Consider the following 14,515-nt stretch of genomic DNA (forward strand, 5'->3'; position numbering starts at 1 on the left):
TTTTAACATATTGATATTAAATGATTATAAGAGTGGTTTGTGTTTGATAATTGTTTCGAATTTTCTTGAAAAATGTATCATTGTATGATAGTCTAATAGTAGATGGTCAGAGATGATGTTTTCTTCCTTGAAGGCCTTTAAAAAGCCTTCAATCTTCTTCAATAATTCCTCTCCTTCCGTCCCTTTAAATTAAGAGAGTCTAGCAAACTCTGAAGAGTTCTTTTTAACGCTCTTATTTGAGCGAATACCCTCTCTTTGCCAAATGAAAGGAGGGAAGTATCCCTCAGCATGCGTGAGAGGCATGGTGAAGAGAGGGGTGGTGGTGACAAAAGGAATGAGAATGAACCAATCCATGATGGAAAGGTTTGGGAGAGATCGAAAGGTGACAGGTTCGATCTATAGGCTGCTTGAGATTCTCGGGACACGCCCAAGAATGACGTAGGTTAAGAAACGGGAGAGCTCGTTGGAGAAGAACCATAGGTTGCAAAGAGAAGGGCACATTGAGTGGTTAAAGCACTCTTTGAAAGAGAGCGAAAGAGATAGCAACCTTTCGCTCGTCATCCGCCAGGACTGAATAGGAATAAACATGATGAAATCTGAAGTCTGGAAAGGAAGAAGAAGGATTCTTAGATTTTATTGAGATGACGACAAACAAAGAAAGGAGAAGGACATGACATAGGTAAAGCAGAGCATAACTTGAGGAAAGACGTCACGGTTAACCTCATAAGAGCAAAACCCGAGGGAAACTTTATCGATGACCTCAGAACATCAAAACCAAGAAATAAGAGGTTTTGATGAGACCCTACAACAAAGAAAAAACGTGCCGAAAGGCACACAAAGATTAGAAAACTAAATAAACAAAACAGGGAGAATAAAAATGCGGCCTTTGAGAATAATGGAGGATTTTTACAGGCTGAAACGGCCCAAAAGAAAGCCCTCCTAAATTATGTCCGGCAAGGAGAAGCAAAACACCTGGAAAGCATGGAAATAAAAAATCTAACAAACAAATATGAAGAAGAAACACAAACAAGCGCAAGAAGATCAAAAAACTTCTTTTTTTTAAAAAATGTAATGGATCAGCACTTGACCCACTTGGATGGACTGATTACCTTTAAGCAACCTTTTAATAATCAAGAGTAAATTCATGAGTATGCGAGAAACTAGTTTCCAAAATATTATTCTCAAATTGCAAGATTTCTGGTCGAAACAAGGGTGTGTTATTTTACAACCCTATGATGTGGAAATGGGAGCAGGAACATTTCATCCTGCAACAACCTTAAGACCTTTAGGGCCACAACCTTGGCGCGCTGCTTTTGTTCAGCCTTCACGCCGCCCAACAGATGGACGCTATGGAGAAAACCCGAATCGCTTGCAACAACATCACCAATTCCAAGTTATTCTCAAGCCATCTCCTTTAAATTCTCAGGAACTTTATCTTGAAAGTCTGAAAGTCTTAGGGATTGATCCTTTAATGCATGATATTCGTTTTGTTGAAGATGATTGGGAGAGTCCCACGCTCGGAGCCTGGGGGCTTGGATGGGAAGTGTGGTGTGATGGGATGGAAATCACCCAATTCACGTATTTCCAACAAATTGGCGGCATTGAATGCAATCCGGTCTCGACAGAGATCACCTATGGGTTAGAGCGACTTGCCATGCAAGCTGTTCAAGAAATTGATAATGTGTATGATCTTGATTGGAATGGGGCAGAAGGGCCTCTTAAAATGACCTATGGCGATGTCTTTTTGCGGAATGAGAAAGAGATTTCAGCCTACAATTTTGAACATGCTCATACTGATATCCTCTTTCAACATTTCAAAGATGCTGAAGAAGAATGTCACAATCTCCTTGAAAAGAATCTTGCGCTACCTGCCTATGAACATTGCATTAAAGCAAGCCATATCTTTAATCTTTTGAATGCGCGTGGGGTTATTAGTGTGCTTGAGCGTGCCAGTTACATCGGGCGCGTCCGTGTCTTGGCAAAAGGCTGTTGCGAGGTTTATGTAAAAAATCTTCCTACTTATAAAGGAGCGGCAGCATGAGTGAACTTCTCTTTGAAATTTTATGTGAAGAAATTCCTGCCCGTATGCAAAGACGTGCAGCAGAAGACTTAAAGGCTCTGTTTATAGAGCGCCTAGAAGCACAACAGCTCAAGGTAGGAACTGTTGAAACTTACGTGACACCACGACGACTTGCCCTTCATGCAACCGGCCTTGAAATACAGCAACAAGATGTGGCTGAAGAACGACGTGGGCCCCGAGTGGATGCACCCCAAGCAGCAATTGAAGGTTTTTTGGCTTCTACAGGATTATCCTTTGAAGAGTGTCTTCACCGAGAAACCCCCAAAGGGACCTTCTTATTTGCGAACATTCACCGAAAAGGGCGCCCAACAAAAGAGATCCTTCCTGAGATTTTCAGCAATATTATCGCGGCATTCCCTTGGCCAAAATCGCAACGCTGGGCTTTGGGTCAGAAGACATGGGTAAGACCGGCTCATTCTGGTATTTGTCTTTTTAATAGCGAAGTTTTACCTTTTTCTTTTCATTTCAATGAGACCGGCGATGGGCCCGTGATAAACTTTGGTAACCAAACACAAGGGCATCGTTTTATGGGAGAGGCGACTTTTCCCGTAAAAGATTTTGCAGATTACCAAACCCAATTAAAGAAAAATTATGTGATCCTTTCTGCTGAGGAGCGGCGAACCCTTATCACGCAACAAATTATGAAACTTGCTGAAGACAAAGGACTTTCCATTTATCCAGACCCAGGTTTATTGGAAGAAGTCACAGGACTTGTCGAATGGCCAGAGGCGCATTTGGGGCAAATTGATCCAGAATTTATGATGCTTCCAAAAGAAGTATTGATCACGAGTATGCGCGTTCATCAACGTTATTTTGCCCTTGTTGATGCGCAAGGTCAGTTGGCTCCCTATTTTATTCTGATTTCCAATATTAAGGCGAAAGATGGCGGAAAAACGCTTGTTCAAGGTAACGAACGTGTCTTACGTGCTCGCCTTGCTGATGCCAAATTCTTCTATCAACAAGATCAAAAAGTTTCTCTTCAAGAGCATGCGAAAAAATTACAACATATTGTTTTCCATGATCGTCTTGGGGGAATGGCGGAAAAGGTTGAGCGTGTCCAACTTTTAGCCCAAGAAATAGCGCCTTATTTAGGGGCAGATTCTCACTTGAGTGGGGAAACGGCGAAATTAATTAAAGCTGATTTAGTGACAGGAATGGTTGGCGAATTCCCTGAATTACAAGGGGTTATGGGCAGTTATTATGCGCAGCTTGAAGGCTATCCTAAGGCGGCGGCCGAAGCCATTGCGGCACATTATCTTCCGAAAGGGGCTGGAGATCTTCTTCCAGATTCAGCCTTAGGGGGCACTTTAGCGTTGGCAGACCGGATTGATACACTGGTGGGATTCTTTGCCGTAGGTATTCGTCCAACAGGCTCAAAAGATCCTTTTGCTTTACGGCGGATAGCCCTTGCGATTATTCGCATTCTAGAGCAAGGCGGAGAGCTTAAACTTGCCACTTTCTTTGAAAAGACACTTGCGCTTTATCAGTCTCATCTCGCCCTTCAAAAAGAAATCCCTTCTCAACTTGAAGTTTTGGATCAACTTAAGGCCTTTATCCTTGATCGTCTGAAAGTATATTGGAGAGAGCAAGGCATTCGCCATGATACAATCACGGCAGCTTTTGCTGTGGGTCATCACGATGCTCTCTATGTTTTAAAGGCACGCGTGAAAGCATTGGAAAATTTTATTGGATCATCCGAAGGCATTAACTTATTGGCGGGTTATCGTCGGGCTGTGAACATTGTGCAAATTGAAGAACGCAAAGAGGGCAAGAAATATTCAGAACCTGTCCAAGAAAGCCTCTTAGAAGTTGAGGCTGAGAAAGAGCTTTATCAGGCTCTCGAAAGTCGTCGTTCTTTCTTAGAAACGAGCCTTCAAAAACATGATTTCAGGAGTGTCATGAATGAATTATCAACTTTACGCCCCCTCATTGATCATTACTTTGAAACCGTGACAGTTAACACAGAAGATCAAAGCTTAAGGGCTAATCGTTTGAACACGTTGGCCATGATGCGCCAAACGCTTGAGAAGGTTGCTGATTTTAGTCAAGTTGAAGAAAGAGGGTAGATTTTTCTTCTAATTTTTGAGGCCACTTGATGGAGAATAGACGATAGATTTCTATTGGAATTTTATAGCCATCATGGAAAGATAGTGCGTGAGTCTTTTTATTACTCTCTTGGAAAGGAGAACAAAGATGCGCACTCATTTATTTTCAAAGATTTTATTAAGTGTGGGGTTAATGGTAGGGAATTCCTCTATAGGGATAGCCTCTGCAACTATATTTGATGACTTTTTAGGGGACAAAAAAATAACCCCAAAAGATATATTTGTCTGCCCCGAAACGATTGAGCGAGAAAAATTACTAGACATATTGAGAGCTGAACGTAGAGAAGTCAAGCCTACAGGGCATAGCACAATTCCTGATCTGGTGGCTGAGCCTATAGAAATAGAACCAGGATTGTGGGCCGCTCATAAAATGGCTGACACCCAAAATTTAGTAAATCTTATTACGGCAGATAAAGAGAGGCTTATTTATGTAGAGCATGAAGTCGAAGAAGCTCGTCCGCACGGAACGATGGGCGAAGGATATATTTCTTTTGTTGGAACGTACCATTTTTATAAGAAGAAAAAGCCTGAAGATGAAAAAGGCCCTTGTCTTAAAGGCTATAGTCTCCAGGCTACTTTTTATAGGAAAAAATAAAATTTCTGCCTGAAGAAAGCGATGGTAAGCAGAGAACAGAGATAATTCCTTGAGAAGTTATGAAAGAAGAAGGCATTCTTCACAGAATGCCTTCTTGGTTTTCATCAGAAGAGATTTATCATCCTTATCTGACAGTGAGGTTATTAATAACCTCATGCGCTCCATTGACACTTAAAGCAAGATTTTCTGCTTTTTGCTTTTCTCTTACGCTGCGAACTGTGCCAGTTAATTCAACACTATTTTTAACCGTCGTCACTTTAATGTCGCTGGCATCAAAATAAGATTCTGCTTTAAGTTTTGCCTTAACTTTTGCTGTCACAGCCGCGTCACTAACATACTCACCCACCGTTTCATTTTTTTCTGAAGCGTTTCTGGGCGTGCGAAGCTCAAGATTATTGATGACTTTTATAATTCCTTTAACTTTAGAGGCGGCTTCTTCCGCGCGACGTTTTTCTTCAGAACTATTGACGATGCCATTCAATTCGACGACGTTTTGCGTCGTAATGACATGAATATCCGCTGCACTCAGATGACGTTCACCGACCAAAGCAGCTTTTACTTTTGTGGTGAGGGCCGCATCATCAAGGTATTCGCCCATTGTTTCATTTTTTTCTGCAATTTCTCGCTCTGTCTTTTGTTTCGCAATCACAGAGGGAGCTATTAAGAATGTTGCTCCTAGAGCTGTTGATAAAATGAGTTTAAAAGTAAGTTTAGACATGTATAAGTCTCCTTAAATTAAAAATGAATGACGTGTTTTTGGGATAGATTGGTCTGATTTTAATGAGTTTTATCAAGCCATTCATTGATCTTATGCTCGACTTCTTCTTTAGCAGAGCCATATTTTTCTTGAATGAGGCCAATTAATTGGTCTTTTTTACCTTTAACTTTTTCAAGATCGTGATCTGTCAGATCTCCCCAAGTTTCTTTGATAGATCCAACAATTTGATTCCATTTTCCAGTAAGTTTGTCTGTTGTATATGTCATTTTCCATTCCTTTCTAAAAAAAGGGTTAACACTTTAACCGTAACGAATGAGAAAAAGACTTAACAGCTGAATAAATAGCGAAATTTCTACTTATAAGGGAATAAGCAACAATAATAGATGTAAAAGGACTATGTGCGAAAAAAGATGGCTGGGGAGGAAGGATTCGAACCCTCGAATGTCGGTACCAAAAACCGATGCCTTACCACTTGGCGACTCCCCAAATATGAGCAATGGCCATAACATACGCAGAAATTTATTCGAATGCAACTGCTGAGTGAGGAATTTTTAAGAACGTTCTTTTAAAAGACGTTGTTTGTCTCTTTTCCAGTCTCGTTCTTGCTCACTATGTCGCTTATCTGCACCTGTTTTTCCTTTGGCAAGGCCTAAAGAAACTTTTACGCGACCTCGTTCATTAAAATAAATAGTTAAAGGGACAAGCGTCATCCCTTTACGGGTGATGGAACCAATAAGTTTATTAACTTCCTTTTGTTTTAAAAGAAGTTTTCGGGGACGTTTCGCTTCATGACCAAAGATAGCGGCTGCGGCATACTCTTGAATTGTGGCATTCAGAAGAAGAATCACGCCTGCTTTTTCTGCGGCATGGGATTCAACAATGCTGGCTTTTCCAACTCTCAAAGATTTTACCTCAGATCCAGTCAAAACAATACCGGCTTCAAGGGTCTCAAGAATTTGATAATCGTGACGGGCACGACGATTTTCTGCAATAATTTTATAACCTGAGCTCTTAGCCATGAGATTCTTTTCCTATGGTTGCCTCTTTTGGGATGAGCTCTGCATATTCTAAGGCAGCTCTCACGAGCGTGCGAGCATGTTCACTGGCAGGAAGAAGAGGAAGACGAACTTCATTGTGGCATAGGCCTAAAAGAGAAGCGGCATATTTGATGGGAACAGGGTTTCCTTCACTGAAAAGAGCCTTATTCAAGAGAGCTAAGCGATCTCGAATAAAACTGACTCGTTCAAGATCATTTTCTTTCCAGGCCAAATGAAGATCAGCGCAAAGACGAGGGGCAACGTTTGCTGTCACAGAGATGCATCCTTCGCCTCCATGAGCCAAAAAAGCAACAGTCATAGGATCTTCCCCACAAAGCTGGATAAAATCTTTTTGAGCAAGTCGCCGCACTTCTAAAGGAGACAACAAGTCACCACTTGAATCTTTCACGCCAACAATCCGGGCACAGTTAGAAAGCCTAGCAAGGGTTTGAGGCGTAATAAGGGTCCCGGTGCGGCCAGGATTATTATAAATAATAATCGGTAAGTTTGTTTGATCGTGAATCTCTTTGAAAAACTCATAGAGTCCTTCTTGAGTAGGCTTTATGTAAGGAGGGTTCACAACCATGACTCCGTGCGCGCCAACTTTTTCCGCTTGAAAAATAAGCTCCACGGCGTTCTTTACATCAAAAGCATTAATGCCTGCGATAATGGGAAGTCTTCCGTGAGCCGCCTGAATACAAGTTGCTAAAATTTCACGTTGGTCGGTGGATGTAAGGCTTGAGAATTCTCCCGTTGTTCCGCAGGCAACAATTCCCTGCGTTCCTTCTTGCACATGCCATTCGACAAGGCGAGTCAATGCCTCAAAATCTATTTGAGCCTTCTGAAAGGGAGTGATCAACGCAACAAGAGAACCTTTAAACATAGAAATCCTTTAAATTTTAGCTATAATACTAAGACAATACCGTGGGGTATGCGTAAAGTCAAAGGGGCAAGCAGGCGATGAAGATCAAAAAAACCCTTTTAATAAGGTCTAAAATTTTATTATGGGGTGTTTTGAGCAGCCTCCCTGGAATAGCTTTGCCTTCTATTGAATATGAATACCAAATTTGTGGTGACGCTCTAAAGGCGGCTGGTCAAGAAAATTGGTCCAAAGCAACTTTAAGTCTCAGTGGAAAACAATGCCCAACAGTTAAGAAGTTAGTGACTTACTTACGTCTAAAAAGTGATAACTCCATGGGAACTTTTGAAGAATACACTAAGTTTATTGGAAAAAATTCAAAGTGGCCTTGGATCCATGTGTTTAAGAAGCGAGCGGAATTAGTTGTAAAAAAAAACGACAATCCTACCCAAACTCTTGCCTGGTTTAAAAAGTATCCTCCAAAGATGGCTAAAGGAGTGGTGGCTTACATTCAAGCCTTAAAACAGCAAGGTTTTCCTAAAGAAGCTAAGATCATTCTTGAAAAAGCATGGCTTCATCAGGACTTTTCACAAGACGAGGAAAAAATTCTTCTCACCAATTATAAGAATTTGATTTCACCTGCTCTTCATCTGGGGCGTGCTCAAAGACTCTTGCGAGAGAATAAAGTTGAAGCCGCCAATAGATTAGCCTCGTATCTTCCCAAAAATGTTCGGCAATTCATTAAGGTAAGAATCGCCTTACGGGATAGAAAACATGATGCCCTCAAGCTTTTGCTAACTCTTTCTGAGAAACAGCGTATGGATGTGGGGCTTATCCATGATGAGCTAAAATATCGTTTACGCAATGATGATCTTCAAGCTTATGCTTTTTTTAAGAAAAATAAGGCCCTCATTGAGCAGTATCCGGAAGTGTTTTGGTCGTCCCGCCATACCCTTGGGCGTGATTTAATGACCGCAGGGCGGTATCGTGAAGCCTATCAAGTCATTCATCGTCATGGCCTGATCCAAGGGGAGAAATTTGTAGAGGCAGAATGGCTTTTAGGATGGATTTCCTTGAGATTTCTTAATCAGCCCAGACAAGCTTTCCATCACTTCGATCACCTTTATCAGAAAGTGAATACACCCTATTCTCGTTCTAAAGCGGCTTATTGGGCAGGCAGAGCCGCGGATGCTCAAAAATTCCCTCAAGAAGCGCATCTCTGGTATCAAAAGTCCGCTTATTATCCCGCGACATATTATGGGCAGCTTGCGTTAAAAGCTCTTGATAAACCACAAAATTTTCATTTGAAATCCTTGTCTTTTCCGCTTTCAGAAATGCGACAGTTTGAAAGTCATGAATTTGTAAGAGCCATTAAACTATTGCATAAAGCGGGACTTGCTGAAGAACTTTTGCCTTTTGGCTATATGTTTGTCCAATCCTCGTCTCCCCATGAGGCCTTAATGATGCTTTCTTTAGCATCCTCTTTATCTCCTCAATTTGCGGTGGGAATGGCAGATAGTATGTCAATCTTTCATAACACCCATTATAAAGAAGCCTATCCCCAAGTTGATTCCAAAAAGGAAACGTCTTTGCAATGTTTAGAAGACGCGATGATTCATGCTTTAATCCGAAAAGAGAGTAAATTTAATCCCATGGCCTTAAGTCAGGCAGGGGCTTGTGGAATGATGCAAGTGATGCCGTCAACAGCGAAAATGGTGGCTCAAAAACTTGGTATTGATTTCAGCGAAACCCGCTTAAAGACGGATCCTCATTATAATATGCTGATTGGAACAGCTTATCTAAAAGAGCGTCTTGAAGATTACCAAGGATCCATTATTTTAACCCTAGCAGCCTATAATGCGGGTCCAGGTAGTGTTAGAAAATGGATAGAGCGATATGGCGATCCTCGAAATCCAGAAGTTGATCCCATTGATTGGGTCGAGAAGATACCGTATAGCGAGACGCGCAACTATATTCAGCGTGTGATGGAAAATAACGTGGTTTATCAAGCCATTTTTAAGGTAAAAGAAGAAGAATAGAAGAAACTCCCCAAAAATGGATAATTCTTGGGGAGTTAAAGAAATTATTTATTTAGTTGTCGTTAATATATCTAACAAGGTTAGATTACTTTTTAGTCTTCGTTTAAAAAGAGTTGGAGAAAGAATACCCTGAACGTCAAAGGAAATTAACGTCGTATTCTCCTTTAAAGCCTGCACTAAGGTTGGGTATTTTGAGAGTGGCTCTTCTGTTCTCATAATAGATGCTGGATCAAAAGTTATCAAAGAAAGATTTCTTAAGTGTGAATGATTCTCAATAAATGAGGCTATTCCGTCCATTGTTTTGCTCTTATATCCGTGAGGGATATTAGCACCGCGCGTGGATATGGCGAAATCTTTGAGATAGTTTAATTCTAAAAATTTAAAGAACTCAAGCCAGTTATATAATGGTTTTTCTTCAGAAGTTTTTAGTGATGTTATATCAAGTTGGGTCAGAGTTGTAAGGTTGTTAAAATTTTCTTTTACTTCAGAGTTTCCTATAAGAGACTCAGGATCTAAGTGTGCTACCGTAAGTTTCAATTTTTGAAGGCTATTTGGAAGTGTCCCTGTGAGTGAAATGAAATTTTGTTGATGTTCATCATCTTCTTGATTAGATTTTTCATATTCAAGAGAGATTTGAGTAAGTGAAGTGGCATTCTTTAAATGTTGAAAAATCCCCCCGTCATTTATTCTTGATAAAAGATGTAAATTTGTAATTCGGGTATGATGAGCAATCACCCCCATCAGATCACCTGTGCTTTCTAGAGGGAGACTATGAACATCTAATCTAAGAGAAGTAAGACCCGTATTTATGATGATAAGATCTCTTAAGAGCGTAGTGTCAGATGGCGATTCTGAAGTTTTAAATCTTAAGTAAGTAAGATTAGTTAACTGTGTGAGAGAATTTAGGGGCATGTTTATATCATCAGGGGGCAGAAGCAAAGAAAAAGAAGACAAGGAAGGGAGAAGAGTTAATTTTTCCATAATTTCTTTAAAAATAACCGTGCCTTTGCTAATCTCATCAGATGTTTCAGATGGATACACCTCGTCTATGATCACAGTAACATCTGTGAGATTAGGAGAAGATAAAATATCTTTTATTTCTTTTTCCGATTCCCAGTCTTGAAGTCTGAAATTTGCACTGCGAGGAGGAGATTTAACTAATTCATCAGATTGTGAAGATGCATACGCACCCGTAATACAAGTTGAGATAAAAAGTGTTAAAGATAAAAGTTTCATTTTAAGCATAAGACCCGCTTTTTTCTATTTGTCAAAATATATATATGAAAATGTAATTTTATGCAACTTTTTCTAATGTGCGAGAGATGCATCACTTATTTTTGTGATTAGCAAAGATACAATATTGAGTAGGACATAAAAAAAAATCCCCCGAAAACGAGGGATTTTTAAAACATTAAAAGACTTTACGATAAAACTTAAGCTGCTTCTGCGAGTTTCTGTTCTTCTGTCCAGACTTTCATTCTTCTTGCAAATACACGCTTTTTGGGCTTATCAGAAGTAACCTTTCTGACACCAGAGGTATTTACTGGCTTTGCAGTCATTTTTTTTGCTTTTGGTTGAGCAAAAACTTTTTTAACATGAAGATGGGTAGGTCTTACAGGTTCACGTAAACCTTCACGATTAAGTTGATAAAATTTTGCATTTCTTCCAACGTCGCGATACATACGATCGAGGCCATAAACATATTTATAGGCTTCCCCTTTTGTTTTAAGTTCATTGAACTTATCGTCGATTTTTTTCAAAAATTTGTCATGCTTAACTTCTGGATATAAGAACACCATTTCCAATGCAGGTAACACATTATCATCGTTGATGATTTCTGGAGAAAAGGCCTCAATTGCATTAATTTTTGCTCGATTTTTAAGTTGCTTTGCTTGAGCTTTTTCGAGCTTTTTCTGCTGTTTTTGTTGGGCATTTTCCAGCTTCTCATAGCAGCTTTTAAGAATCTTTTTCGTTTTGATCACATTTTTTGCCGTTTCCACACTGGGGAGATGTCGAAGATCATTTTCGGCAGGGCGTGACCGAAGAAAACGCAGTTCAGTGTCTTCTGAAGTTTTTGAATTTTCTGCATAAACAGATGTTATTGAGAGGGCAAGTACCGTGAAGGCAAGAGATTTAAAAAGTTTCATACTTAAACTCCATAATCCAAATATTATTTCATTGGTAAAATAAGGACGACAGAATGTCAATAAAAAATTTGTTTTGCTTCTTTGGGAATTTATTTATAGAGTGAAAGAACTCGCAGCGAGATATATCTTTTTGGGAAGGGAGACTCTCGATGAAATTAAGTGCCGTTGTTCTGATGTTTTTTACTTTTTTCAGTACTGTTTTTGCAAGCCAGGGAGACATTGTAGACGGAAATATGCCTATTTCTAGAAAAATTGGAGTGACGTCTCCTGAAAAAAAGAGTCCGAAACCCTCCAGACTAAAAGCACATACGGTGCCGAAGGCCCGAAAGAAATCGACGACAGAAGAAGATGATCCTCTCTTTGCTTTTTTAAAAGCATCTAGTAAATCAAGTAAAGAAAATACGCCCCACGAGACTGAATCTCTTCCAGAGAAGAAAACAGAAAGCTTGTGGAAGACACCTTCAACAATAGATTCATTAGTTTTGTTAGAAATTATAGAAGGTAAAAAGCCGATTCTTTCTAGAAGAGAGGCTCGGTTAAAAGAGATTAAATTTGAGGGTGTTGAAGCGACAGAAAGCAAAGCGAAAAGTATCAAAGAAGGCATTAAGAAAACGCCAGAAATCAAGGCTAAAGTAGAGAAAACAAATCTGTCAGATGGGACTAAAAGAATCAAAGCAACGGATATTCCTCCAAAAGTAATTGAGGCTGACTATTCTCTTACGCACATGTCAGATGTTCTTCTGACAATAAGATTTACAAAACCTAAAAAACACAAAGAGCCTAAAACGATTGTTTAGGAAAAAATTTACTCCATAAGTTTATCTGTCAGTTTATAAACTTAAAGCATCATTTGCTGTCTAACCTTCCGATTTGTGAGTATTTCCCTGAAGCAAAAACAAGAGTGGCCTGCACATTTTTAATTTTAAAAATTCCATTTTGACAATTTTCTTGAGTTTTTATTAAAGTCTGATATAAGAAGAAGACTTATGAGTATAAAAAAGGACGACAGATGAAAATTGTTTCAAAGAATATTGTGTTAGGCGTGTCAATGTGGATGCTTAGCATGGGGCCTTCTCTTTGGGCTTCTAGCACAGAATTTCCAGAAGAATTACCAGAAAGGTCAGAAAGCTCTTTACCTGCTTTTCCCCCTCAAAAAGAAGCGCTAAATTTTTCATTTCAAATTAGAGTTCCTTTTATGGCGGAAGAGAGGGAGATTATACTAGATGAACCTGCACCTATCCTGCCATCAGGAAATCCTCCTACTGAAGAAGAACTTGCTTGGAGAGAAGCGCTGATAGCAAAAGCATCTTCCTCAAAAAGTGCTGATGCTGAAAAATCACCTAAAAGCCGGAAAAAACCTATAAATAAAACACATTCTATTAAAGAATCAAAAGGAAGTAGTGACGAAAGATCGCCAAAAAATGGTCGCCGAAGAGCCGGTTCTGGCGTAAAAAAAGATGAACCAGTTGCGGCATTTTTATCTGCTTCAAGTAGTGTTACTCATGATGAGATTACTTTTCAACCTCCTGCCAAGGTTACTTACTTAAAAGAAGATGAAAACAAAGACCCTGTAATAGGCGTCACATTTGCAGTGCCTCTTAAAGGGGCACCAGAAAAGTTGACTCAAGAACAAATCAGAGAATTGTTAGGTATCCCTTTAAAAAGAAAAATCATAGAGATAGGATTTAATTCAACCGTTGCTGGAGACGTAGCTACCAAGAAAGTAGAACTTGAAGGGGGGCTTGCATCCCATAAGCTGACAGCACTAGGTGTTCAAAGAATTTCTCATATTCTTGACACTCATCCGGATGCTATCGCGAAACTTGATAGTGATGAAAAAAGAAATGATCATACTGTAAAAGATCAAGGATATGAGTATGGTTTTCTAGGATATTATGACCTTCATCTTCCTTCTGGCAAAAAAATAAGTGAGTCTAGATTTAGAATTGCTATTGCACTAAAGTAATAATTTAAGAATTCCCTTATTAAAAATATAAGAGGCCTTGGGAGGCCTCTTTTTTAATTCTGATCTAATTTTTGGTTTGAAATCTATAAGATCTTTCCAACGAGCACTTCCGTTTCCCACTTGCGTCATTCTCGGGCATGTCCCGAGAATCTCAAGCAACAGATAGATCAAGTCTGTCACCTTTTGGTCTATTACATTTTCTTTATTGCCTCTCAACAATCACTCATGACCTTTTGCAGCGCTCTATCGATGCATTTTGAGGTCTCTGGATGGGGTTTTAATAGGAAAAATCTTCTCTAAAATCAAAATAGAGAAGAGGGTGTGAAATAATCTCTTAGGAATTTTTAAGATCTTTTTCTAAAATTTCGGATTCTAAGAAAATTAAAATACATTAAGAAGATGAAGTGTATTTTTATGAAAATAATTATAAGGAAGAATTGGTGGGGGTGATATTAAATCTTTAAGCCTTCCCTGCTTTTTATCTAAAGTTCCCTCCCCTAACTTGCTGGATCTTTAGTGAACGCTTTGGCAGCCCCCGACTGCCTATCTAAAAATATCATAGCGGGCTCCAATTTGAAATGCAAGCATAAAAGTAATTGATTTTATTAGTTTTTATCTTTTTTGTTGCGATAAAATTTCTATATCGCATTTTTTGCATCTCAGATAATTGTAAAAAATTAAAAAGGATTAAAAAGAAGAAAGTTGGAAATTATTGAAGGAAAAAATTGTGAAATTAAACTTCTTTATGAGAAGAGAATTCCGGAATTTATCCCCTTTCTTTTTAAAAGAAAAAAGAGGTGAAAAATAACACTCAAAATAATTTTAACATATTGATATTAAATGATTATAAGAGTGGTTTGTGTTTGATAATTGTTTCGAATTTTCTTGAAAAATGTATCATTGTATGATAGTCTAATAGTAGATGGTCAGAGATGATGTTTTCTTCCTTGAAGGCCTTTAAAAAGCCTT

12 protein-coding genes and 1 tRNA gene are annotated in these 14,515 nt (G+C 39.1%); 6 read left to right on the forward strand and 7 right to left on the reverse strand.

What is annotated here, in order from left to right; all coding sequences use genetic code 11:
- The first annotated feature begins 1,144 nt into the window (after positions 1 to 1,144).
- The 3 genes from J0H12_07295 (at position 1,145) to J0H12_07305 (ending at position 4,780) form a co-directional block, all read left to right on the forward strand.
- On the forward strand, positions 1,145 to 2,041 hold the full coding sequence (locus J0H12_07295; GenBank protein ID MBN9413704.1) for a glycine--tRNA ligase subunit alpha: 897 nt from the start codon (positions 1,145 to 1,147) through the stop codon (positions 2,039 to 2,041).
- Complete coding sequence (locus J0H12_07300; GenBank protein MBN9413705.1) at positions 2,038 to 4,146, forward strand: glycine--tRNA ligase subunit beta; 2,109 nt, start codon at positions 2,038 to 2,040, stop codon at positions 4,144 to 4,146. The genes J0H12_07295 and J0H12_07300 overlap by 4 nt, the downstream gene beginning before the upstream one ends.
- A 127-nt stretch (positions 4,147 to 4,273) precedes the next feature.
- The gene (locus J0H12_07305) at positions 4,274 to 4,780 is read left to right on the forward strand and encodes a hypothetical protein (protein ID MBN9413706.1); all 507 of its coding nucleotides are present in this window, start codon (positions 4,274 to 4,276) and stop codon (positions 4,778 to 4,780) included.
- A gap of 124 nt (positions 4,781 to 4,904) precedes the next feature.
- On the opposite strand, the gene J0H12_07310 is transcribed toward J0H12_07305, so the two are convergent.
- From J0H12_07310 to J0H12_07330, 5 genes are all read right to left on the reverse strand, one after another.
- Complete coding sequence (locus J0H12_07310; GenBank protein MBN9413707.1) at positions 4,905 to 5,498, reverse strand: BON domain-containing protein; 594 nt, start codon at positions 5,496 to 5,498, stop codon at positions 4,905 to 4,907.
- A gap of 59 nt (positions 5,499 to 5,557) precedes the next feature.
- On the reverse strand, positions 5,558 to 5,764 hold the full coding sequence (locus J0H12_07315; protein ID MBN9413708.1) for a CsbD family protein: 207 nt from the start codon (positions 5,762 to 5,764) through the stop codon (positions 5,558 to 5,560).
- A gap of 145 nt (positions 5,765 to 5,909) precedes the next feature.
- Positions 5,910 to 5,984, reverse strand: a tRNA-Gln gene (locus J0H12_07320).
- A gap of 65 nt (positions 5,985 to 6,049) precedes the next feature.
- Positions 6,050 to 6,517 carry an SsrA-binding protein SmpB gene (gene smpB, locus J0H12_07325; GenBank protein ID MBN9413709.1) on the reverse strand — a complete coding sequence of 156 codons (468 nt, stop codon included), beginning with the start codon at positions 6,515 to 6,517 and terminating at the stop codon, positions 6,050 to 6,052.
- A complete protein-coding gene (locus J0H12_07330; protein MBN9413710.1) occupies positions 6,510 to 7,418 on the reverse strand; it encodes a 4-hydroxy-tetrahydrodipicolinate synthase in 909 nt (302 codons plus the stop codon). The genes smpB and J0H12_07330 overlap by 8 nt, the downstream gene beginning before the upstream one ends.
- 77 nt (positions 7,419 to 7,495) lie before the next feature.
- On the opposite strand from J0H12_07330, the gene J0H12_07335 reads away from it, so the two are divergent.
- Positions 7,496 to 9,433, forward strand: a complete 1,938-nt coding sequence (locus J0H12_07335) for a lytic transglycosylase domain-containing protein (protein ID MBN9413711.1) — start codon at positions 7,496 to 7,498, stop codon at positions 9,431 to 9,433.
- A 48-nt stretch (positions 9,434 to 9,481) separates the two neighbouring features.
- Here J0H12_07335 and J0H12_07340 read toward each other — a convergent pair whose 3' ends face one another.
- Both J0H12_07340 and J0H12_07345 read right to left on the reverse strand, forming a co-directional pair.
- On the reverse strand, positions 9,482 to 10,678 hold the full coding sequence (locus J0H12_07340) for a hypothetical protein (GenBank protein MBN9413712.1): 1,197 nt from the start codon (positions 10,676 to 10,678) through the stop codon (positions 9,482 to 9,484).
- Between the two features lie 188 nt (positions 10,679 to 10,866).
- The gene (locus J0H12_07345; protein ID MBN9413713.1) at positions 10,867 to 11,580 is read right to left on the reverse strand and encodes a hypothetical protein; all 714 of its coding nucleotides are present in this window, start codon (positions 11,578 to 11,580) and stop codon (positions 10,867 to 10,869) included.
- Between the two features lie 149 nt (positions 11,581 to 11,729).
- Between J0H12_07345 and J0H12_07350 the strand changes: the two genes are divergently transcribed.
- Both J0H12_07350 and J0H12_07355 read left to right on the forward strand, forming a co-directional pair.
- Positions 11,730 to 12,377 (forward strand): hypothetical protein, encoded by a 648-nt coding sequence (locus tag J0H12_07350; protein MBN9413714.1) that lies wholly within the window; start codon positions 11,730 to 11,732, stop codon positions 12,375 to 12,377.
- 212 nt (positions 12,378 to 12,589) lie between these two features.
- Positions 12,590 to 13,546: a hypothetical protein gene (locus tag J0H12_07355; protein MBN9413715.1), complete on the forward strand. Its 957-nt coding sequence runs from the start codon at positions 12,590 to 12,592 to the stop codon at positions 13,544 to 13,546.
- The last annotated feature ends 969 nt before the right edge of the window (positions 13,547 to 14,515 follow it).

The sequence above is a fragment of the Candidatus Paracaedimonas acanthamoebae genome, assembly GCA_017307065.1.
Lineage (GTDB): Bacteria > Pseudomonadota > Alphaproteobacteria > Caedimonadales > Caedimonadaceae > Paracaedimonas > Paracaedimonas acanthamoebae_A.

What these genes read in the sequence shown, in the direction of transcription:
- J0H12_07295 (MBN9413704.1), top strand. Translation starts at nt 1,145, where the DNA reads ATGAGTATGCGAGAAACTAGTTTCCAAAATATTATTCTCAAATTGCAA.
- J0H12_07300 (MBN9413705.1), top strand. Translation starts at nt 2,038, where the DNA reads ATGAGTGAACTTCTCTTTGAAATTTTATGTGAAGAAATTCCTGCCCGT.
- J0H12_07305 (MBN9413706.1), top strand. Translation starts at nt 4,274, where the DNA reads ATGCGCACTCATTTATTTTCAAAGATTTTATTAAGTGTGGGGTTAATG.
- J0H12_07310 (MBN9413707.1), bottom strand. Translation starts at nt 5,498, where the DNA reads ATGTCTAAACTTACTTTTAAACTCATTTTATCAACAGCTCTAGGAGCA.
- J0H12_07315 (MBN9413708.1), bottom strand. Translation starts at nt 5,764, where the DNA reads ATGACATATACAACAGACAAACTTACTGGAAAATGGAATCAAATTGTT.
- smpB (MBN9413709.1), bottom strand. Translation starts at nt 6,517, where the DNA reads ATGGCTAAGAGCTCAGGTTATAAAATTATTGCAGAAAATCGTCGTGCC.
- J0H12_07330 (MBN9413710.1), bottom strand. Translation starts at nt 7,418, where the DNA reads ATGTTTAAAGGTTCTCTTGTTGCGTTGATCACTCCCTTTCAGAAGGCT.
- J0H12_07335 (MBN9413711.1), top strand. Translation starts at nt 7,496, where the DNA reads ATGAAGATCAAAAAAACCCTTTTAATAAGGTCTAAAATTTTATTATGG.
- J0H12_07340 (MBN9413712.1), bottom strand. Translation starts at nt 10,678, where the DNA reads ATGCTTAAAATGAAACTTTTATCTTTAACACTTTTTATCTCAACTTGT.
- J0H12_07345 (MBN9413713.1), bottom strand. Translation starts at nt 11,580, where the DNA reads ATGAAACTTTTTAAATCTCTTGCCTTCACGGTACTTGCCCTCTCAATA.
- J0H12_07350 (MBN9413714.1), top strand. Translation starts at nt 11,730, where the DNA reads ATGAAATTAAGTGCCGTTGTTCTGATGTTTTTTACTTTTTTCAGTACT.
- J0H12_07355 (MBN9413715.1), top strand. Translation starts at nt 12,590, where the DNA reads ATGAAAATTGTTTCAAAGAATATTGTGTTAGGCGTGTCAATGTGGATG.